Annotated in this window: 18 protein-coding genes and 1 pseudogene; 5 read left to right on the top strand and 14 right to left on the bottom strand. The window is 61.1% G+C overall.

All coding sequences use genetic code 11. From position 1 onward, the window contains the following. Window positions 1-83: 83 nt before the first annotated feature. From M1B35_RS18155 to M1B35_RS18145, 3 genes and pseudogenes are all read right to left on the bottom strand, one after another. On the bottom strand, window positions 84-1,448 hold the full coding sequence (locus tag M1B35_RS18155; RefSeq protein ID WP_268262690.1) for an aspartate aminotransferase family protein: 1,365 nt from the start codon (window positions 1,446-1,448) through the stop codon (window positions 84-86). A gap of 57 nt (window positions 1,449-1,505) precedes the next feature. After that, complete coding sequence (locus M1B35_RS18150) at window positions 1,506-2,864, bottom strand: glutamine synthetase family protein (RefSeq protein ID WP_123327711.1); 1,359 nt, start codon at window positions 2,862-2,864, stop codon at window positions 1,506-1,508. 37 nt (window positions 2,865-2,901) lie between these two features. Beyond that, a pseudogene (locus M1B35_RS18145) lies at window positions 2,902-3,403 on the bottom strand (gamma-glutamyl-gamma-aminobutyrate hydrolase family protein). Window positions 3,404-3,681: 278 nt separating this feature from the next. On the opposite strand from M1B35_RS18145, the gene M1B35_RS18140 reads away from it, so the two are divergent. Both M1B35_RS18140 and M1B35_RS18135 read left to right on the top strand, forming a co-directional pair. After that, a complete protein-coding gene (locus tag M1B35_RS18140; protein ID WP_123327712.1) occupies window positions 3,682-5,058 on the top strand; it encodes a glutamine synthetase family protein in 1,377 nt (458 codons plus the stop codon). 198 nt (window positions 5,059-5,256) lie between these two features. Next, window positions 5,257-5,886, top strand: coding sequence for a TetR/AcrR family transcriptional regulator (locus tag M1B35_RS18135; RefSeq protein ID WP_268262689.1), 630 nt, complete (start codon window positions 5,257-5,259; stop codon window positions 5,884-5,886). Between the two features lie 89 nt (window positions 5,887-5,975). Here the strand turns inward: M1B35_RS18135 and M1B35_RS18130 are convergent, their stop codons facing one another. The 10 genes from M1B35_RS18130 to argE form a co-directional block, all read right to left on the bottom strand. Continuing rightward, window positions 5,976-6,191, bottom strand: coding sequence for a TOBE domain-containing protein (locus M1B35_RS18130; protein ID WP_003213899.1), 216 nt, complete (start codon window positions 6,189-6,191; stop codon window positions 5,976-5,978). Between the two features lie 106 nt (window positions 6,192-6,297). Next, the gene (gene ssuB, locus M1B35_RS18125; RefSeq protein ID WP_123327714.1) at window positions 6,298-7,104 is read right to left on the bottom strand and encodes an aliphatic sulfonates ABC transporter ATP-binding protein; all 807 of its coding nucleotides are present in this window, start codon (window positions 7,102-7,104) and stop codon (window positions 6,298-6,300) included. Continuing rightward, window positions 7,101-7,889: an aliphatic sulfonate ABC transporter permease SsuC gene (gene ssuC / locus M1B35_RS18120; protein ID WP_123327715.1), complete on the bottom strand. Its 789-nt coding sequence runs from the start codon at window positions 7,887-7,889 to the stop codon at window positions 7,101-7,103. The genes ssuB and ssuC overlap by 4 nt, the downstream gene beginning before the upstream one ends. A 9-nt stretch (window positions 7,890-7,898) precedes the next feature. Further along, complete coding sequence (gene ssuD / locus M1B35_RS18115; protein ID WP_123327716.1) at window positions 7,899-9,047, bottom strand: FMNH2-dependent alkanesulfonate monooxygenase; 1,149 nt, start codon at window positions 9,045-9,047, stop codon at window positions 7,899-7,901. Window positions 9,048-9,072: 25 nt separating this feature from the next. Further along, complete coding sequence (locus M1B35_RS18110) at window positions 9,073-10,041, bottom strand: sulfonate ABC transporter substrate-binding protein (protein ID WP_268262688.1); 969 nt, start codon at window positions 10,039-10,041, stop codon at window positions 9,073-9,075. 103 nt (window positions 10,042-10,144) lie between these two features. Next, window positions 10,145-10,738, bottom strand: coding sequence for an NADPH-dependent FMN reductase (ssuE, locus tag M1B35_RS18105; RefSeq protein WP_123327718.1), 594 nt, complete (start codon window positions 10,736-10,738; stop codon window positions 10,145-10,147). A 268-nt stretch (window positions 10,739-11,006) separates the two neighbouring features. Then, a complete protein-coding gene (locus tag M1B35_RS18100; protein WP_123327719.1) occupies window positions 11,007-11,645 on the bottom strand; it encodes a peroxiredoxin in 639 nt (212 codons plus the stop codon). A 267-nt stretch (window positions 11,646-11,912) separates the two neighbouring features. After that, window positions 11,913-13,250 (bottom strand): OprD family porin, encoded by a 1,338-nt coding sequence (locus tag M1B35_RS18095; RefSeq protein ID WP_123327720.1) that lies wholly within the window; start codon window positions 13,248-13,250, stop codon window positions 11,913-11,915. 508 nt (window positions 13,251-13,758) lie between these two features. Beyond that, window positions 13,759-15,057 (bottom strand): amino-acid N-acetyltransferase, encoded by a 1,299-nt coding sequence (argA, locus tag M1B35_RS18090; protein WP_123327721.1) that lies wholly within the window; start codon window positions 15,055-15,057, stop codon window positions 13,759-13,761. A 137-nt stretch (window positions 15,058-15,194) separates the two neighbouring features. Further along, a complete protein-coding gene (gene argE / locus M1B35_RS18085) occupies window positions 15,195-16,352 on the bottom strand; it encodes an acetylornithine deacetylase (RefSeq protein ID WP_268262687.1) in 1,158 nt (385 codons plus the stop codon). 160 nt (window positions 16,353-16,512) lie between these two features. Between argE and M1B35_RS18080 the strand changes: the two genes are divergently transcribed. Further along, a complete protein-coding gene (locus M1B35_RS18080; protein WP_268262686.1) occupies window positions 16,513-17,880 on the top strand; it encodes a CYTH domain-containing protein in 1,368 nt (455 codons plus the stop codon). Window positions 17,881-17,944: 64 nt separating this feature from the next. Here M1B35_RS18080 and M1B35_RS18075 read toward each other — a convergent pair whose 3' ends face one another. Then, window positions 17,945-18,415, bottom strand: a complete 471-nt coding sequence (locus M1B35_RS18075; RefSeq protein ID WP_123327724.1) for an Lrp/AsnC family transcriptional regulator — start codon at window positions 18,413-18,415, stop codon at window positions 17,945-17,947. A 124-nt stretch (window positions 18,416-18,539) separates the two neighbouring features. Here M1B35_RS18075 and M1B35_RS18070 point away from each other — a divergent pair, with 124 nt between their 5' ends. Together M1B35_RS18070 and tfpB are read left to right on the top strand one after the other, a co-directional pair. Beyond that, window positions 18,540-18,869, top strand: coding sequence for a hypothetical protein (locus M1B35_RS18070; protein WP_268262685.1), 330 nt, complete (start codon window positions 18,540-18,542; stop codon window positions 18,867-18,869). Window positions 18,870-18,970: 101 nt separating this feature from the next. Beyond that, complete coding sequence (gene tfpB, locus M1B35_RS18065; protein ID WP_268262684.1) at window positions 18,971-20,776, top strand: type IV pilus assembly ATPase TfpB; 1,806 nt, start codon at window positions 18,971-18,973, stop codon at window positions 20,774-20,776. Window positions 20,777-20,798: the final 22 nt, after the last annotated feature.

Here is a 20,798-nt window from a genome sequence, read left to right as displayed (position 1 = left end):
AAGGTCGGCTTTCAAGGAAAGCACCACCCTTTATATCCACTCAGCGCGAAGTACCGGGAGGCACTTCGCACTGAGCCTAGCACTTAGCCCTGCAAGGCACTCAAGGTCAGGTCCAGGCACTTGCGCGCCTTGCTCACCAACTCGTCGATCTCGGCCGGACTGATCACCAGTGGCGGGGCAATGATCATGGTGTCGCCCACGGCGCGCATGATCAGGCCGTTGTCGAAGCAGAATTGCCGGCAGATCATGCCAACGCCTTTGCCGACATACCGCGCACGGGTGGCTTTGTCCTGGACCAGCTCGATGGCCCCCAACAGCCCTACGCCGCGAACCTCACCCACCAGCGGGTGATCGTTCAGTTCCCGTAGACGCTTTTGCAAATAGGGTGCCGTTTCAGCATGGACGCGCTCGATAATTTTTTCTTCGCGCATGATGCGGATGTTTTCCAGCGCCACGGCTGCCGCCACCGGGTGCCCGGAATAGGTGAAGCCGTGGTTGAAATCGCCGCCTTCGTTAAGCACCGCCACCACTTCATCGCGCACGATCAGGCCCCCCATGGGGATGTAGCCCGAGGTCAGGCCCTTGGCAATGGTCATCATGTCCGGCTGGATGTCGTAGAAATCGCTGCCAAACCACTGGCCGGTGCGACCGAAACCGCAGATCACCTCGTCAGCGACAAACAGGATGTCGTACTTGGCGAGAATCTCCTTGATGCGCGGCCAGTAGCTGTCCGGCGGCACGATCACACCGCCCGCGCCCTGGATCGGCTCGGCAATAAAGGCACCGACGTTGTCCACGCCGACCTCGAGAATCTTTTCTTCCAGCTGGTTGGCCGCCCAGATCCCGAACTCTTCAGGGCTCATGTCGCCGCCTTCAGCGAACCAGTAAGGCTGGGGAATGTGCACGATGCCGGGAATCGGCAAATCGCCCTGCTCGTGCATGTAGGTCATGCCGCCCAGGCTGGCACCGGCCACGGTGGAGCCGTGGTAGCCGTTGACCCGGCTGATGATGGTCTTCTTGTTCGGCTGGCCCTTGATCGCCCAGTAGTGGCGGACCATACGCAGCATGGTGTCGTTGCCTTCGGAACCGGAACCGGTGAAGAACACATGGTTCATACCGGCCGGAGCGATATCGGCAATGGCCTTGGCCAACTCCAGGACCGGCGGGTGCGCGGTCTGGAAGAACAGGTTGTAGTAAGGCAACTCGCGCATCTGCTTGCTGGCGGCATCGGCCAGCTCGTCGCGGCCATAACCGATGGCCACGCACCACAGACCGGCCATGCCATCGAGGATCTTGTTGCCTTCGCTGTCCCAGAGGTACACGCCCTGGGCATTGGTGATGATCCGTGGGCCCTTCTCTTTAAGCTGTTTGAAGTCGCTGAAAGGCGCCAGGTGGTGATCGTTGCTCAGGGCTTGCCATTCGCGGGTTTGCGGGTTGTTGCTGGTCATGCCAATTCTCCTAACTATCGGTGAAGGGCGCCGCCTGTGGCCGCGGCGCCCGGCGCATCAGACGGCGAAGAGCAGGAATTCCCGCTCCCACGAACTGATCACGCGCTTGAAGTTTTCATGCTCGGCCCGCTTGACCGCGACGTAGCCGGTGATGAACTTCTGGCCCAGGTACTTCTCGATGGTCTTGCTGTTTTCCATGCGTTCCAGGGCATCTTCAATGGTCAACGGCAGGCGCAGGTTGCGACGCTCGTAACCACGGCCGACCACGGGGGCGCTGGGGTTATGGCCTTCGACCATGCCGATGTAGCCACACAGCAGGCTGGCGGCAATTGCCAGGTACGGGTTGGCGTCGGCGCCCGGCAGTCGGTTTTCCACCCGACGGTTCTGTGGCCCGGCGTCCGGCACCCGCAGGCCCACGGTACGGTTCTCTTCGCCCCACTCCACGTTCACCGGCGCCGAGGTATCGGGCAGGAAGCGGCGGAACGAGTTGACGTTGGGCGCGAACAGCGGCAACAGCTCGGGGATGAACTTCTGCAGGCCGCCAATGTGGTTGAGGAACAGCTGGCTCATGGAGCCGTCTTCATTGGAGAAGACGTTCTTGCCGGTCTGGATATCGATGATGCTCTGGTGCAGGTGCATGGCGCTGCCGGGCTCGCCGGTCATGGGCTTGGCCATGAAGGTCGCCGCCACGTCGTGCTTGAGCGCCGCCTCACGCATGGTGCGCTTGAACACCAGGATCTGGTCGGCCAGGGACAGGGCGTCGCCGTGACGGAAGTTGATCTCCATCTGCGCCGTACCGTCTTCGTGGATCAGGGTATCGAGGTCCAGCTCCTGCAGCTCGCACCAGTCGTAGACGTCTTCGAACAAGGGGTCGAATTCGTTGGCGGCTTCAATGGAGAAGGATTGGCGACCGGTTTCCGGGCGGCCGGAGCGACCCACCGGCGGTTGCAGCGGGTAGTCCGGGTCGTCGCTGCGCTTGGTCAGGTAGAACTCCATCTCCGGCGCCACGATGGGCTGCCAGCCGTGGTCGGCATAGAGTTTGAGGACCTTCTTCAGCACGTTGCGCGGCGACAGCTCGATAGGGTTGCCTTGCTTGTCGTAGGTGTCGTGGATCACCTGGGCGGTGGGTTCGATGGCCCAGGGCACGAGGAACACGGCGTTCTGGTCCGGGCGACAGATCATGTCGATGTCGGCCGGGTCCAGCAGTTCGTAATAGATGTCGTCTTCGACATAGTCGCCGGTCACGGTCTGCAGCAGCACGCTCTCGGGCAGGCGCATGCCTTTTTCGGCGATGAACTTGTTGGTCGGCGAAATCTTGCCCCGGGTGATCCCGGTGAGGTCGCCGATCATGCATTCGACTTCTGTGATCTTGTGGTCTTTCAACCAATCGGTGAGCTGGTCGAGGTTGTTACTCATAAATGCCTCTAGGCTGAGTTGCCTGACTCTTTATAAGTCAGGCGTTGTTTGACGCATTGGCGCCGCGCTGTTGTGCCTGCTTGCGGCAGGCCTCACCACAGGCCTGGAAGACAGCCCGCAGGTGAGGGTTGGAGCTTACCTGCCATTCAGGGCGCCGTTGCACCTCTAAAAGCAAAAGCCTTGCCTCCCTCGGCGCAACGGCCGCTGCCCGGCAGCGTCATGGCGGCCACTACGACGCTGCCAATCGACGGCGCTGGGCGAATATCTCGTGCAGAATCATGGGCAGAATTCGACGCAGCGACGGGCACTGGGCAGGGCTGGGGTTCTATATTGGAGAGGTCACTGGTAAAGAGGGTGCTGCCCAAACCGTCCAGAATATCGGACGGTTCCAGATCATCTGCAGGAGAAGGCAGAATGACTGGCATGCCCTTGGCAGGGACTGCCACGGCATGGACGTACGGGTCGCCACTGATGTGATAAGCATGCAGACCGATCTGCCTGGAGCAGGCGGTGACGCCGATTAACGGCAGGCGATACATGAAACACCCCGGTATTATTGGTGTTATGGGTTTGAATCGAGCTTAGCCTTGTTCATTTTTTTACACAACACCCCCGTAAAAAATACAACACGCCCCGCTCAAGCCTGCGGTGCCCGAGGAGTTCGAAGACAAAAATATGCCCTGTTTTGCCCCAAAAGAGCCCCCTAAGCGCTTTATTAGGGCAAAAAAGGCCTTGCTTGACTTCGGCATGCCGTTCGGGTTGACTGAAACCAGAAAAGATCAATGATTGATATTTTTAACAACAAAGGTGTTGCATCATGTCGGTACCCCCGCGTGCCGTTCAGCTTAACGAAGCGAACGCGTTCCTTAAGGAACATCCTGAGGTTCTCTACGTTGACCTTCTGATTGCGGATATGAATGGTGTGGTGCGCGGCAAGCGCATTGAACGCACCAGTCTCCACAAGGTTTACGAGAAAGGCATCAACCTGCCGGCCTCTCTATTTGCTCTGGATATCAACGGCTCTACGGTGGAAAGCACCGGCCTGGGCCTGGACATCGGTGATGCTGACCGAATCTGTTATCCCATTCCCGACACCCTGTGCAATGAACCCTGGCAGAAGCGCCCGACCGCGCAACTGTTAATGACCATGCACGAACTCGAAGGCGACCCCTTCTTCGCCGACCCGCGTGAAGTCCTGCGCCAGGTGGTGACCAAGTTCGACGAGATGGGCCTGACCATCTGCGCTGCGTTCGAACTGGAGTTCTACCTGATCGACCAGGAGAACGTGAACGGCCGTCCACAGCCGCCCCGCTCGCCCATTTCCGGCAAGCGTCCGCACTCGACACAGGTCTACCTGATCGACGACCTCGACGAATACGTCGACTGCCTCCAGGACATTCTGGAAGGTGCCAAAGAACAAGGCATCCCTGCCGACGCCATCGTCAAGGAAAGTGCCCCGGCGCAGTTCGAAGTCAACCTGCACCACGTCGCCGACCCGATCAAGGCCTGCGATTACGCGGTACTGCTCAAGCGCCTGATCAAGAACATCGCCTACGACCATGAAATGGACACCACCTTCATGGCCAAGCCTTACCCGGGCCAGGCGGGCAACGGTCTGCACGTACACATTTCGATCCTGGATAAAGACGGCAAGAACATCTTTGCCAGCGAGGATCCCGAGCAGAACGCCGCACTGCGTCACGCGATCGGCGGTGTGCTCGAGACCCTACCGGCGCAGATGGCTTTCCTCTGCCCGAACGTCAACTCCTACCGCCGTTTCGGCGCACAGTTCTACGTGCCGAACTCGCCGTGCTGGGGCCTGGACAACCGCACTGTGGCGATCCGTGTGCCGACCGGCACGGCCGACTCCGTGCGTATCGAACACCGCGTGGCGGGTGCCGACGCCAACCCTTACCTGCTGATGGCTTCGGTCCTGGCAGGCGTGCACCACGGCCTGACCAACAAGATCGAGCCTGGCGCACCGGTGGAAGGCAACTCCTACGAACAGAACGAGCAAAGCCTGCCGAACAACTTGCGCGATGCCTTGCGCGAGCTCGACGACAGTGAAGTCATGGCCAAGTACATCGATCCGAAATACATCGATATCTTCGTGGCCTGTAAAGAGAGCGAGCTGGAGGAGTTCGAACACTCCATCTCCGACCTCGAATACAACTGGTACCTGCACACCGTGTAAGCGGCCAGTGCAAAAAACAACGCCGCAGGCTCCCCAGCCTGCGGCGTTTTTTTTATGGCCGCCTGCGGCGGATCGCTGGCAAGCCAGCTCCTACAGGTTGACGCGTGTTCAATGCAGGAGCCGGCCTGGGCGATAGCGGTTTGGCAGACAACACACCTTCCTGCTCATACAATGCCCGCTGCCTTGTAGGAGACTTCCATGACAACCCGCCCCGCCGCCCCTCGCAAACCCCGCGCCCGCAGCCAGGCCCGGATCGACGCGATCCTCGACGCCGCCCGCACCTTGCTGGCTGCCGAAGGCGTGGCCAGTTTGTCGATCTACAGCGTGGCCGAACGGGCGCAGATTCCGCCGTCGTCGGTGTATCACTTCTTCGCCAGCGTACCGGCACTGCTGGAAGCCTTGACCGCTGATGTCCACGCGGCCTTCCGGGCCGCCATCCAGGCACCCATCGACCACGATTCACTCAAGCACTGGCGCGACCTGTCCTACGTGGTCGAACAACGCATGCTCACCATCTACAGCAACGATGCCGCCGCGCGCCAGTTGATCCTCGCCCAGCACGGACTGACCGAAGTCACCCAGGCGGACCGCCAGCATGATCTGGAATTGGGGGATTTGATGCTGGAGGTGTTCAACCGCCACTTCGAGGTGCCGACCTTACCCAGCGACGTGGACGTATTCGCCCTGGCCCTGGAGCTGAGCGACCGTGTGTATGCACGCTCGGTGCATCAGCATGGGCAGATCACCCCGCGCATGGCCGAGGAAGGGATGCGAGTATTCGATGCATATGTGGGGCTCTACTTGCCCACGTACCTGCCCAAACGCTAACCCGCCCCTTGCAGAGCCGGCTTGTCGGCGATGTGATCGCTCCCACGCAACGCGCGTGAGCGATCAACCAACGCCCAAGGGACTGGCGATCACAGTTTGGCGATCGACACCTCGGTGGATTTCACGAAGGCAATCACTTCGCTGCCGATCACCAGTTCCAGCTCTTTGACCGAACGGGTGGTGATCACGGAAGTGACGATGCCGGACGCGGTCTGCACGTCGATTTCCGACAGTACGTCGCCTTCGACGATTTCCTTGATGGTGCCTTTGAACTGGTTGCGAACGTTGATGGCTTTAATGGTCATACGATTTCTCCTGGGGTTGAAATAGCTGCAAGTTGTTAGCGACTGGCTGCAAGTCAAAGCGCTCTGCTTTCCCTTACCACCTGAAGCTAAAAGCTTGCCGCTGCTTTTATTGCGCCCATCGCAATTGCGTAGGCAGCGGTGAAACAGGTTCGGGTTCCGGCGGTGTGCCGGGCAACGACAACACACGGTTGAGGACTTCGGCTTCCAGCGCCGCCAGGCGATGGGAACCACGGGCTCGTGGACGCGGCAGGTCGACGTGCAGGTCGAGGCCGATTTCGCCGTCTTCAATCAGGATCACCCGGTCGGCAATGGCCACGGCCTCGCTGACATCGTGGGTCACCAGCAACACGGTGAAGCCGTGCTTCTGCCAAAGGTTCTCGATCAGTTGCTGCATCTCGATACGCGTCAGGGCATCCAGCGCGCCCAAAGGCTCATCGAGCAGCAACAGGCGCGGCTGGTGGATCAAGGCGCGAGCCAGGGCCACACGCTGCTTCTGCCCACCGGACAAGGCCGCCGGCCACTCATTGGCACGCTCGGCCAGGCCCACCGCCTCCAGAGCCTCCAGCGCCTTGGGACGCCAGTCGCCCTTAAGACCCAGGCCGACGTTATCGATGATCTTTTTCCACGGCAGCAGACGCGCTTCCTGAAACATCAACCGCGTGTCTTCAATGGCTTCGGCGAGCGGCGCGGAACCCGCCAGCAGCTCACCGCCGCTGGCTTTGTCGAGGCCGGCCAGCAGGCGCAGCAAGGTACTTTTACCGCAACCGCTGCGGCCCACGACGGCCACGAACTGGCCCGCCGGAATGTGCAGGTCGATCTCCTTGAGCACCTCCCGGGCACCAAAGGCCTTGCGCAACTTGCGCACCGCCAGGGGAATACCCCGCAGCAGGCGTGGAGGTTGTTGAGCCGTCATGCCGCACCTCCTTTATTCACTTGATAGGCCGGATGCCAGCGCAACCACACACGCTCCAGGCCGCGAGCAGCCAGGTCGGCCAGCTTGCCGAGGATGGCGTACATCACAATGGCCAGCACCACCACGTCGGTCTGCAGGAATTCACGGGCGTTCATCGCCAGGTAGCCGATGCCGGAGCTGGCCGAGATGGTTTCCGCCACGATCAAGGTCAGCCACATAAAGCCCAGGGCAAAACGCACGCCCACCAGGATCGAAGGCAGCGCCCCCGGCAAAATCACTTGGCGGAACAGGCCGAACCCGGACAGGCCGTAGCTGCGCGCCATCTCCACCAGCGCCGGGTCGACATTGCGAATGCCGTGATAGGTGTTGAGGTAGATCGGGAACAGGGTGCCGAGGGCCACCAGGAAAATCTTCGCCGACTCATCGATGCCGAACCACAGGATCACCAGGGGAATCAGCGCCAGGTGCGGCACGTTACGGATCATCTGCACCGAGCTGTCCAGCAGGCGTTCGCCCCACTTCGACAGGCCGGTGATAAAGCCCAGGGCCAGGCCGATGCCGCCGCCGATGACGAAGCCGACAGCTGCACGCCAGCCGCTGATGGCCAGGTGAGTCCAGATTTCGCCACTGCGCACCAGGCTCACGCCGGCTTCGATCACCGCACTGGGGGCCGGCAGGATACGTGTCGACAACCAGCCGGCCGAGACCGACAGTTGCCAGACCGCCAGCAACAGCACGGGCAGGGCCCAGGGTGCCAGGCGATGGAGAATGTTTTGTCTGTTCATGGCCACGCCTCAGCTCTGGGACGCAGCTTTGGGGATGATGTCGTTGGCGACCATTTCGCCGAACGGGCTGACATAACCGGCGCCTTTAGGCAGCTCGGGACGTTCGATATCCAGGTGCGGGAACAACAGCTCGGCCACGCGATAGGATTCTTCCAAGTGGGGATAACCGGAAAAGATAAAGGTGTCGATGCCCAGGTCCGCGTACTCCTGCATGCGCGCGGCCACGGTCGGCCCATCGCCCACCAGCGCCGTACCGGCACCGCCCCGCACCAGGCCGACGCCGGCCCACAGGTTAGGGCTGACTTCCAGCTTGTCGCGGTTACCACCGTGCAACGCGGCCATGCGTTGCTGGCCCACGGAGTCGAAACGCGCCAGGGACGCCTGGGCGCGGGCAATGGTCTCGTCGTCCACATGGGAGATCAGGCGCTCTGCGGCCTGCCAGGCTTCGGCGTTGGTTTCCCGCACGATCACGTGCAGGCGAATGCCGAAGCGCACGGTGCGCCCGAGCTTGGCGGCTTTTTCCCGAACCTGCTGGATCTTCTCCGCCACGGCAGCCGGTGGCTCGCCCCAGGTCAACACCATCTCCACCTGCTCGGCGGCCAGGTCCTGGGCAGCTTCCGAGGAGCCGCCGAAGTACAGCGGCGGCCGCGGTTGCTGGATCGGCGGATAGAGCAACTTGGCGCCCTTCACGCTGATGTGCTGGCCGTCGTAATCGACGGTTTCGCCTTCCAGCACCCGACGCCAGATGCGGGTGAATTCCACCGAGGCCTGATAGCGCTCTTCGTGGCTGAGAAACAACCCATCGCCGGCCAATTCATCCGGATCGCCACCGGTCACCAGGTTGAACAGCGCACGACCGCCGGACAGACGATCCAAGGTCGCCGCCTGGCGCGCAGCCACCGTCGGGGAAATGATCCCGGGGCGCAAGGCAACCAGAAACTTCAAACGCTGGGTCACCGGAATCAGCGACGCGGCCACCAGCCAGGAGTCCTCGCAGGACCGCCCGGTGGGGATCAGCACGCCGCCAAAACCCAGGCGATCGGCCGCTTGGGCGATCTGCTGCAAGTACGCATGATCGACGGCGCGAGCGCCTTCGGCGGTGCCAAGGTAATGGCCGTCGCCGTGGGTAGGCAGGAACCAGAAAATGTTAAGGCTCATGGAGTTGTCTCCTAAGGGGTTCGAATTACGGCGCTTTGGCTACGGCGGCTGGCGGGGTCCAGATCACGTCCTTGATGCTCAAGGGTTTGGGAATCAGCTTGAGCTGATAGAAGCTGTCGGCGATTTTCTGCTGGGCCGCGACCACTTCCGGGGTCAGGAACAGTGCGCCGTAACCCTGGCGTTTCACCGAGGTCAGGGTGATGTCGGCGGGCAAGCCGAGCAGCGGCGCCACTTGGTTGGTCACCTCTTGCGGGTTGGCCTTGGACCACTCGCCCACGGCACGCACCTCTTCCACCAGCGCCTTGATTACCTCGGGGTGGTGTTCGGCGTACGGCTTGGTCGCCAGGTAGAACTGATGGTTGTCGACGATGCCGCTGCCATCACGCAGGGTGCGGGCTTGCAGCTGTTGCTCGGCAGCAGCCTGGTACGGGTCCCAGATCACCCAGGCATCGACGCTGCCACGCTCGAACGCGGCGCGGGCATCGGCCGGCGGCAGGAACACGGTCTGGATATCGCTGTACTTGAGGCCAGCGTCTTCCAGAGCGCGCACCAGCAGGTAGTGAACGTTGGAGCCTTTATTGAGAACGACTTTCTTGCCCTTCAAATCCTGCACCGACTTGATCGGTGAATCCTTGGGCACCAGGATCGCTTCGCTGGTAGGGGCTGGCGGCTCATAGGCCACGTACAGCAGGTCCGCGCCAGCGGCCTGGGCAAAGACCGGCGGGGTTTCGCCAGTGACGCCGAAGTCGATGGAGCCCACGTTAAGGCCTTCGAGCAACTGTGGGCCACCCGGGAACTCTGTCCATTGCACCTTCACGTCCTGCGCGGCCAGGCGCTTCTCCAAGGAGCCCTTGGCCTTGAGCAGCACCAGGGTGCCGTACTTCTGATAACCGATCCGCAAGGTCTCGGCGGCTTGAGCTTGAACAATGGCGCCGAAGGACACAGCCGCAGCAAACAGAGCGACCAGACCGCGACGCAAAATCACAGGGCGCATGGCGCTCTCCTTATTTGCTGTTGGGTTTAGGCTGCACCTGCTTGGCCGTTGGCGGCTGAGTAAGGTGAGTACTACTGATTCATCATGGGTTCAGCGGTGAGGCTTAAATGCTCCAGCGAGCACTCAACAAACGTTCATTCAGTGCATTGGGATCCAGCGGCTTTGGCCGGCGGGCCAAGGCGCTGTGGAACTGTTCCAGGGCCTCTTTCAGGCGTTGTTCCAAAGCCGGCGCCAACTGCGCCTGGACACTGCCCTCGCCGTACGCGATCTGGCTGTCCTCGGCAAAGATACCGTGCAGCATCTCCTGGGCCTTGAGCGCCGAGAGCACCGGCTTCAAGGCGTAATCCACCGCCAGCATGTGGGCAATGCTGCCGCCTGTAGCCATGGGCAGTACCACCTTGTGGCTCAGGGCACGCTCGGGCAGCAGGTCCAGCAGGGTCTTCAGCGCGCCGGAAAACGAAGCCTTGTACACCGGCGTGGCAATCAGCAGGCCGTCGGCCTGGTCAATCTGCTGCAACAGGTCAAGCACCTTGGGGCTGTCGAAGCGAGCGTGCAGCAAATCTTCGGCCGGGAAGTCCCGTACCTGATAGCTGACCACTTCCACACCCTGTTCCTGCAACAAGCGCTTGGCGTGGTCCAGCAGCACCCCGGAGCGGGAACGCTGGCTTGGACTGCCACCGAGTGAGACGACCAACATGCAGGTTTCCTTGAGCGATCAATGGCGATTCGCGGTTTGCGATCTCGCTGGGTTGAGCAGACATTAACAGCCTATTTATATATCCATAAATCTTATTTATTCATTTGTTTATTCCATAAGCGAATATGTAAGGGGTTTTTCTCCAGACAAAAAAATAGGCCGTCAAAACGGCCTGAACCCCCTGCTTTGTGGATCTGAAAAACCTGGCACGCGGCGTCGGGTAGCCGCGGCCTGATCGCCGGCAAGCCGGCGCCCGGATAAAGGTGGATTAGCGGTTGGGCTGCGGGGTCAGTCGCAGGTAGGGCTTCACTGCGCGATAACCTTTAGGGAAGCGTTTCTTGATTTCCTCTTCGTCCTTGAGGGACGGCACAATCACTACTTCATCACCGTCCTGCCAGTTGGCCGGGGTGGCCACCTTGTAGTTGTCGGTGAGCTGCAGGGAGTCGATCACCCGCAGGATTTCGTGGAAATTGCGCCCGGTGCTGGCCGGGTAGGTGATGGTCAGGCGCACCTTCTTGTTCGGGTCGATGACGAACAACGAACGTACGGTCAGGGTGTCATTGGCGTTGGGGTGGATCAGGTCGTAGAGGTCCGAAACCTTGCGGTCGGCATCGGCCAGGATCGGGAAATTGACCAGGGTGTTCTGGGTCTCGTTGATGTCTTCGATCCACTTGTGGTGCGAGTCCACTGGGTCCACCGACAGGGCGATGGCCTTGACCCCGCGCTGGGCGAATTCATCCTTGAGCTTGGCGGTGAAGCCCAGCTCCGTGGTGCACACCGGGGTGAAGTCCGCCGGATGAGAGAACAGCACGCCCCAGCTATCGCCCAGCCACTCGTGGAAACGAATCTTGCCGGCACTGGAATCCTGTTCGAAGTCGGGGGCGATGTCGCCCAGTCTGAGGCTCATGGTGCTGCTCCTGTGAGTGCGTGATAGAGCTACTCTGCCTGCACTGGAGCTTATTTAAAAAGAATAAATATCGATTTATTAAGACCCAAAAGGAATATTAAAAATCTCTTCATTGGACTCACGCGCACGCGAAGACCACCATTCTCAACAAGGTTCGAGAAGGCCTTGAGTCGCTGTAAAAGAGGGGATTCAGGAGGGCTCACGGGGGTGGGCCTGACTGGAAGCAACACTGGCCCGGCATTGCGCCGGGCCAGTTTTTTTGCGGTATTACAAGATCGACAGGGTGTAGCTGAGGATCAGACGGTTTTCGTCCTGGTTACGCTGAGAAGCAACGTCGGAGCGCAGCGAGGCGTTTTTCCACGCCAGGCCCAGGCCCTTGAGAGTGCCTTCCGGAACAACGTAGCCGAGGGAGAAGTCACGTTCCCACTCACCCTTGTCGCTACCAGCGTTAACGTTGACGTTGTCACCCTTGAGGTAGACCACGGAAGTGGTCAGGCCTGGCAAGCCCACAGTGGCGAAGTCGTACGCGTACTGGGCCAACCAGGTGCGCTCGCCGGCGCGCTGGAACTTGCCGATCTGCGAGTCGGTGATCAGGTAGCTGCTGGCGCCGTCACCCTGGTTCAGGAACGGGAAGTCGCTGGTGCCGTTCACGCGCTGGTAGCCGGCGCTGAGAGCGTGGCCTTGCAGGCTATAGGTGAACTTGGCGCTCCAGGTGCGGTTGTCCACTTCACCGCCATTGTTGACGCCGCTAGCACGATAGCCGGAGATACGACCTTCCTGGCTGCCGTTCTTGCCATCGGAGTCACTGTTGAAGTAACGCAGGTCCGACTTCAAGCTACCCACTGGCAGTGCCAGGTTGTGGGTCAGGCCCAGGAAGTGTTGCTGGTAGAAGTTTTCCAGCTCGCCGTAGTAGTACTGAGCGGTCAGGTCTTTGGTGATCTTGTAGTCACCACCCGCGTAGTAGAACTCATTGCTGCGCTTGTTCGCGGTTGGCGTGGTGGTCGCACCGTTGGAACCCGCGATGGTCAGCGAATCGTTGTTAGTCGAGTTACGACCTTTGGCGTGTTCCAACTTACCGCCAACCAGTGTCAGGTTGTCGATGTCGTTGGAAGTGATCTGGCCACCCTGGAAGGTTTGCGGCAGCAGACGACCGTCGTTGGTGGTAACCACTGGCAGTTTTGGCTGCAGAGTGCCCAGGCGCAGTTCAGTCTTGGAAACCTTGACCTTAGCGGTCAGGCCGAGGCTGCTGAAGTCATCGACCGCACGGCCATCGTTGTCGCTTGGGAAAACGGTGCCGCCTTTGTTCGCGCTACCGGCGTTGTAGGCAGTGCCTTTACCCGAGTCCAACTTGATGCCCAGCAGGCCGATGGCGTCGACGCCGAAGCCTACGGTGCCTTGGGTGTAGCCGGAGGTGAAGTTGAAGATGAAACCCTGACCCCATTCTTCCTGCTTGGAAGGATTGGCAGTGCCATCACGGTTATCGGTGTTGATGTAGAAGTTACGGGCAGTGATGCTGGCCTTGCTGTCTTCGACAAAACCGGCGGCGCTTGCTTGTTGCGCCAAAACCCCTACGGCCACAGCCAGGGCCAAGGTGGACTTATTCATGTTTCGCTCCTCTCGTTTCTAATTTTTGTGATTCTTTGGTCCTGGGTCGAAATGCCCGGATCCACAGATGCGCGATTAGCGCCAGACAGTGACTGACAAGTCAATCGTAACTATCTGTGTCTAAGACCAAGGTCTAATCGCTGTGTTTTGGTCCCTGCAGGGTAATGAACTTTCCATAAACCCAAAAAGAATTATTTCATTCTTTTTCATACCATTCAGGAATATGACTCTTCGACGCAATACCTCGCCGGCACGTGTAACCACCGACGCTTAAGCCCATTCCTGAAGGATATTCCCTGGTACAGATAAGATTTTTCCGGCGATGCCCCTGCTAAAAAAGCCGGCGTTATCGGAAAAATCGGCGCAATCATGGCGAAACGCCTATGGTCGCGTCAATTTGTTACAGTTTTTGTATCGATCAGACTTATTTCTGACATCTGCAACAACCACCGCCTAGCCGCCAGCAAGGCCTCGAACGCAGTGGTTCGAGGCCGACAGGGGGCAACCTTCAGAGGGTCTTTTCGAAGATTTTCGAGTTGCGCTGGTAGTTGTACAGCGACGCTCGCGCCGAAGGCAGGCGCTCGACACTGCTCGGCACAAACCCACGTTCGCGAAACCAGTGAGCAGTCCGAGTGGTAAGCACGAACAGGGTTTTCAGGCCCTGGGCACGAGCCCGGGTTTCGATCCTTTCCAACAGTTCGTCACCCCGACCGCCATGACGGTACTCCGGGTTCACCGCCAGGCACGCCAGTTCCCCGGCGTCAGACTCGGCGATCTGGTAGAGCGCCGCGCAGGCGATAATCATGCCTTCACGCTCAACCACGCTGAACTGCTCGATCTCCCGCTCCAGCACCTCTCGGGAGCGCCGCACCAGAATCCCCTGCTCTTCCAGCGGGCTGATCAAATCCAACAAACCGCCCACGTCTTCAATGGCTGCCTCGCGGACCAGTTCGAACTGTTCCTGGGCCACCAGCGTGCCGCCACCGTCACGGGTGAACAGTTCGGTGAGCAAGGCACCGTCTTCGGCGTAACTGACAATATGGCTGCGCCCCACTCCGCCCCGGCAAGCCTCGGCGGCGGCGTCCAGCAACTCGGCCTGATAGTTGGCGCCCAGGCGCTGCAAATGCGCAGGCACCTGTTGCGGGCGCAACTCACGCACCAGCTTGCCGTTTTCATCGATCAGGCCCATGTCGGCGCCGAACAGCAGCAGCTTGTCAGCCCCAAGGTCGATGGCGGCGCGGGTGGCCACGTCTTCACAGGCCAGGTTGAAAATTTCCCCGGTGGGGGAATAGCCCAGGGGCGAAAGCAGGACGATGGAGCGCTCATCCAGCAGGCGATTGATGCCTTTGCGGTCGACGCGCCGCACTTCGCCGGTGTGGTGATAGTCGACGCCTTCCAGTACACCGATCGGACGAGCGGTCACCAGGTTGCCGCCGGCCACCCGCAGGCGCGAGCCCTGCATCGGAGAAGACGCCATGTCCATGGACAACCGCGCCTCGATGGCGATGCGCAATTGGCCAACGGCGTCGATGACGCACTCCAGGGTCGCAGCATCGGTGATGCGCATCCCGTGGTGGTAATGGGGGGTCAGGCCGCGGGCCGCCAAGCGGGTTTCGATCTGTGGCCGTGAACCGTGCACCAGCACCAGGCGCACGCCCAGGCTGTGCAACAGCACCAGGTCATGAACGATATTGCCGAAATTCGGGTGCTCGACACCGTCGCCGGGCAGCATCACGACGAAAGTGCAATCACGGTGGGCATTGATGTACGGGGAAGCGTGGCGAAGCCAATTAACGTAGTCGGGCATGAACCTGAGCCTGTAAATAAAAAGCAGCCTATAGAAAGGACGAAACGGAAAACGCACATCGGGCTGATGGTTATCGTCGGAACAGGCTTGGCGACACGCTCGCTCTCCTCATAGATACGGACCTGGGCAACCAGGATTTACCGAGGCTGGGCCGGGGTCAGGCAATAATGTTCGATCAGTTCACGTAGTAGATGCACGGTAGGCTGCAAGCGTGACATTTCGAGGTATTCCCCGGGTTGGTGGGCACAGGCGATGTCGCCAGGGCCGAGCACCAGGGTCTCGCAACCAAGGCGCTGAAGATAAGGCGCTTCGGTGCCGAACGCCACTGCTTCGGCACGATGGCCGGTGAGTCTTTCGGCCACCCGGACCAATTCGGCATCCTCTGCCTGCTCAAAGGGCGGCACTTCCGGGAACAACGGCGCGTAGTCGATTTTCACCTGATGGCGCTCAGCGATCGGATTCAGCTTCTGCCGAATAGCCTCGCGCAGCGCCTGTGGGTCCATGCCCGGCAGGGGGCGCAGGTCGAACTCCAGGGAGCACTGCCCGCAGATGCGGTTGGGGTTGTCGCCACCATGGATGCAGCCAAAGTTCAGGGTCGGCTGAGGCACACTGAATTGCGGGTTGCGGAACTCGCGTTGCCAGGCCAGGCGCAGGCCACGCAGCTCGCCCATGGCGTCGTGCATGGCCTCCAGGGCGCTGTGGCCGAGGCTCGGGTCCGAGGAATGGCCGCTGCGCCCGAGGATGTCGATGCGCTCCATCATCACCCCCTTGTGCAAGCGGATCGGCTTGAGGCCCGTGGGCTCGCCAATCACCGCCGCACGCCCCAGGGGTCGCCCCGCCTCGGCCAGGGCGCGGGCGCCAGCCATGGAGCTTTCTTCATCGCACGTGGCGAGGATCAGCAGCGGCTGCTTGAAGGGCTGGTCCAGCAATGGCTGCACGGCTTCGATGACCAGGGCGAAAAACCCCTTCATGTCGCAACTGCCGAGCCCGACCCAGCGGCCATCGACTTCGGTGAGCTTCAGCGGGTCGGTCTGCCACAGGGCGCCATCGAAGGGCACCGTGTCACTGTGGCCAGCCAATACCAGGCCACCAGGGCCGCTGCCAAAACTGGCCAGCAGGTTGAACTTGCCGGGGCTGACCTGCTGGATATCGCAGGCAAAACCCAGGTCGCCCAGCCAACTGGCCAACAGATCGATAACCGCCCGGTTGGATTGATCCAGTGCAGGTTGGGTACAGCTGACCGACGGCGCGGCGATCAGCGCGGCGAACTGATCTTTCATGGACGGCAATGGCATGTGCGCTGTCTCCCGAGAGCCAAGATGAGGCCCATCATAGAGCCATCTTGTCAGCGGAATAAACCGTCGCGGCACCTCCAGGCAGCGAGTCCTGTACACTGCACGGCCTTGGCAGCCACACCTTCCCCCGGCTGCGCTCCCGATCCTGGATTTTCCGGCCATGCAGAAAGAAACCGAAATCAAACTCCGCGTCAGCCGCGAAACCCTCGCCGCCCTGCGCGAGCACCCGCTGCTGAAAAAACGCAACAAAAGTGGCTGGGAACGCCGTGAACTGATGAACCAATACTTCGACACCCCCGAGCGCGACCTGGCCCGGGCCAAGGTTGCCCTGCGCCTGCGCCGCGACGGTGAAGAAGTGATCCAGACCCTCAAGACCCGCGGCCAAAGCATCGCTGGCCTGTCGGAACGCAACGAGTACGACTGGCACCTGGCCAAAGCCAAGCTCGACGTAAAAAAACTCGACGGCGAATGCTGGCCGGCGGAACTGGCCGAGCTGGACAAAAAGACCCTGAAGCCGATCTTCACCACCGATTTCGTCCGCGAGCGCGCGGAAATTGCCTGGGGTCGCGGCAAGGCCAAGGTGGTGATCGAAGCGGCCCTGGACTTGGGCCATGTGGTCGCTGGCAAGCAGAAGGAAGAAATCTGCGAGCTGGAACTGGAACTGCGGGAAGGCGAGCCCGCTGCCCTGCTGGAACTGGCCGCCGAACTGGCCGCGACCCTGGCGCTGATGCCTTGCGACATCAGCAAGGCCGAGCGCGGCTATCGCCTGTTCGACGCCAACAGCTACTCCCTGAGCCTGCCGGCGCCGGAGTTGACCGCAGAAATGCCCCTGGACGACGCCTTCGCGGCCCTGACCTGGCACTTGCTGGGCAGCAGCCAACGACTGGCCGAGCAGTATCGCTTCAACGGCCACTGGCGCCTGCTGCAGGACTGGGTCGACAACCTCGCCGAACTGCGCGCCCTGGTCAGCAGCCTCGGTCAGGCCGCGCCGCGCCAGGCCACGGGCGAACTGCGCGCCTCCCTGGATGGGCTGCTGGAAGACTGGCGTCCACTGGTCCAGGCTGGCCTGGAAGACGAAGACGTCCGTAAAGCCGCACCGGAGCAGTTCATCGAAGAACTGGAAGACGTGCGCTGGGGCCTGTTCTCCCTGAACACCTCGCGCTGGTTGCTGGCCCGCACCTGGGCAGCCGACCGTAACACCCGGGGCAATCGCCAGGGCGCCGCGCAACTGGGCAACTGGCTACCGCGCCTGCTGGCCGAAGAAGCCGTGGCCCTGCAATTGCCGCGTTACCAGCAGCAACCGGAAGACCTGGCCGAGCAGTTGCCGCGCATCGAACGCATCCAGGCCTGGATGCACCATGCGCGCAACGTGCTGGAAATCCCGGAGCTGGACCGTCTCTACGGCGAGTTGAACAAGTTGGCGCAATTGGCCAACGAGCCCATCAGCGACGAAGCCCTGGACGCCCGCAAGCAACAGGCAATCACCGTGTTCCAGAACCGCGCCTGGAAAACCCTCCTGCGCTTCTGACCCCTCAGGTAAATCGCCGGCTCCTCCAGGAGCCGGTGCGTCGCCGAAAGTCCCACCAGCCGTTTCAGCGCAATACTGGCAAGCTGGTGGTCGACTTGATCTCCGACAAAGCGACGATCGAGTTCACCTCCTGAATCCCCGGCACCATCGATAACTTCTCGAAGAAGAAGCGCTCATACGCCTCGATATCCGCCGTGACGATGCGCAACAGAAAATCCACCGCTCCCATCAGCACATAACACTCCAGCACCTCGGGAAAACCGCGAATCGCCTCGGTGAACTCTGTGAAGTTGGAGCGCCCATGGGCGTTGAGTTTGACCTCGGCAAAAATCTGCGTGTTGAGGCCGATCTTCTTGCGGTCTAGCAAGGTCACCTGGCCGCGAATCACCCCCTCCTCCTTCATGCGCTGGATCCGGCGCCAGCACGGGGATTGGGACAAGCCGACCTGTTCGGCAATCTGTGCACTGGACAGCGAGGCGTCCTCTTGCAGCAAGGCCAGAATGCGCCGGTCATAAGCGTCCAACTCGCTTTGCATAAATAAACCTCTATAAAGCCAGATTACGAATAAATCCATTCATTTATTCGCCAATAACGACCATATTAGATAAGAAATACCCATCATCCCATGTAAAGATTTCTCCACTGATTTGGAGAACACCATGCCCCCTCTCGAAGCCGTTCCCACCGAACCGAGCCGCGCCGACGTCTGGAACGCCGGCAATACCCATTGCGCCGTGCATTACCAGGTGATCGCCGAAGCCGACGCCGACGTCCTATGCCGGGTGCTCAACCCGTTCGCCTTGCAGGGCCTGGTGCCACAGCAGCTTCAGGTGCAACAACGGGACGGGCTGCTGTGCATGGACCTGGCACTGGATGGGCTGAGCTGGCACCGAGCCCAAGTGATCGGCGAAAAACTTCGTAACCTGATCAGCGTGTGCTCGGTAGAACAGCAGCCAGCCGAGACTTCCCGCTTGCAAGCCGCCGGCTGAGAGGCCCCGGGGCAACGTCTTGCAACCCTTGGTGGGCAGCTCTCGGGGCGCCGCGCACTACCCTTGGTCACAACCATTGCCCAAGGTCCAAGGAAGGCCCCATGTCCGTCACCCGTGTCGCTCAAGACCGCTGGTTGGATCTCGACGATCTGCTGCGGGAACTGGTCGCCCAAGAACGCATCAGCCCGGATTGCGCCGAACGCACCCTCGCAGCCCGGCCCGGCGCCAACCCGGGCACACAGCACCCCCTGGAATTTCTCGCCGGCCAGCAACTGGATGATCTCGGCCGGCCGGGCCAACGCCTGGATCTGGAAAGCCTGACCCTGTGGCTGGCCGGCCAAGCCGGGCAGCCCTATCTGCGCATCGATCCATTGCAAATCAACGTTGCCCGCATCACCCCGCTGATGTCCTGCGCCTTCGCCCAGCGCCACGCCATCCTGGCGGTCGCTGTCGACAGCCAGGCGGTGACTGTGGCCAGTGCCCAACCCTATATCCAGCGCTGGGAAGCCGACCTGGCCCATGTACTCAAGCGACCGATCCGGCGGGTGGTGGCCAACCCGGCCGACATCCGTCGCTTCACCCTGGAGTTCTATCGCCTAGCCAAATCGGTCAGCAGCGCCAACAGCGAACAGCACGGCCCTTCTCCGGGCAACGTCGAACAGTTGCTCAACCTCGGCCACCGGGACCAGGCGGCCGACGCCGATGACGCGCACATCGTCAATATCGTGGACTGGCTGTTCCAGTACGCCTTTCAACAGCGGGCCAGCGATATCCACCTTGAGCCTCGACGGGAGCACGGCACCCTGCGTTTTCGCATCGACGGCGTGCTGCACAACGTCTATCAATTCCCGCCCCAGGTGACCATCGCCATGGTCAGCCGCCTGAAAAGCCTGGGCCGAATGAACGTCGCAGAAAAACGCAAACCCCAGGACGGCCGGATCAAGACCCAGACAGCCCAGGGCAACCCCGTGGAACTGCGGCTGTCGACCCTGCCCACGGCCTTCGGCGAAAAACTGGTGATGCGCATCTTCGATCCACAGGTGCTGCTCAAGGACTTCGAGCAACTGGGTTTCTCGTCCGAAGACCGGCAGCGCTGGCTGCACATGACCCGTCAGGCCAATGGCATTGTCTTGGTCACCGGGCCCACCGGCTCGGGCAAGACCAGCACCCTTTACACCACCCTGAAGACGCTGGCGACGCCCCAAGTCAACCTGTGCACCATCGAAGACCCGATCGAAATGGTCGAGCCGGCGTTCAACCAAATGCAGGTCCAGCACAACATCGACCTGAACTTCGCCAGCGGCGTGCGCGCCTTGATGCGCCAGGACCCGGACATCTTGATGATCGGCGAGATCCGCGACCTGGAAACCGCCGAGATGGCCATCCAGGCTGCCCTCACCGGGCACCTGGTGCTCTCGACCCTGCACACCAACGACGCCCCAGGCGCCATCAGCCGCCTGCTGGAACTGGGCATCGCGCCGTACCTGATCAAGGCCACCCTGCTGGGCGTCATGGCCCAGCGCCTGCTGCGCACCCTGTGCCCGCACTGCAAGGCGCCCCTGGACCTCGATGCCAATGACTGGCAGGCCCTGATCCATCCTTGGCAGTTGCCCCTGCCCGAGCATGCCTGTCGCGCCGTCGGCTGCGCAGAGTGCCGAGACACCGGTTACCACGGGCGGGCCGGGGTCTACGAGATCATGCCGATCAGCGACCGCCTCAAGGCCCTGGTCAGCCGCGACACGGACCTGTCGGCCTTGCGCCGCCAGGCGTCCAGAGACGGCATGCGCAGCTTGCGTCTATCCGGTGCGCAGAAGGTCGCTGCCGGCCTGACCACCCTGGAGGAGGTGTTGCGAGTCACGCCACAGAGCGAGCAGTCCCAGGGTTTGTACGAAAGCTCGCCGAGCTAAGATCAGGCAAGGCAAAAAGAGG

Source organism: Pseudomonas morbosilactucae (genome assembly GCF_023241665.1).
In the GTDB taxonomy this organism is placed as follows: domain Bacteria; phylum Pseudomonadota; class Gammaproteobacteria; order Pseudomonadales; family Pseudomonadaceae; genus Aquipseudomonas; species Aquipseudomonas morbosilactucae.
This window is presented reverse-complemented; position numbering and strand designations above follow the sequence as displayed.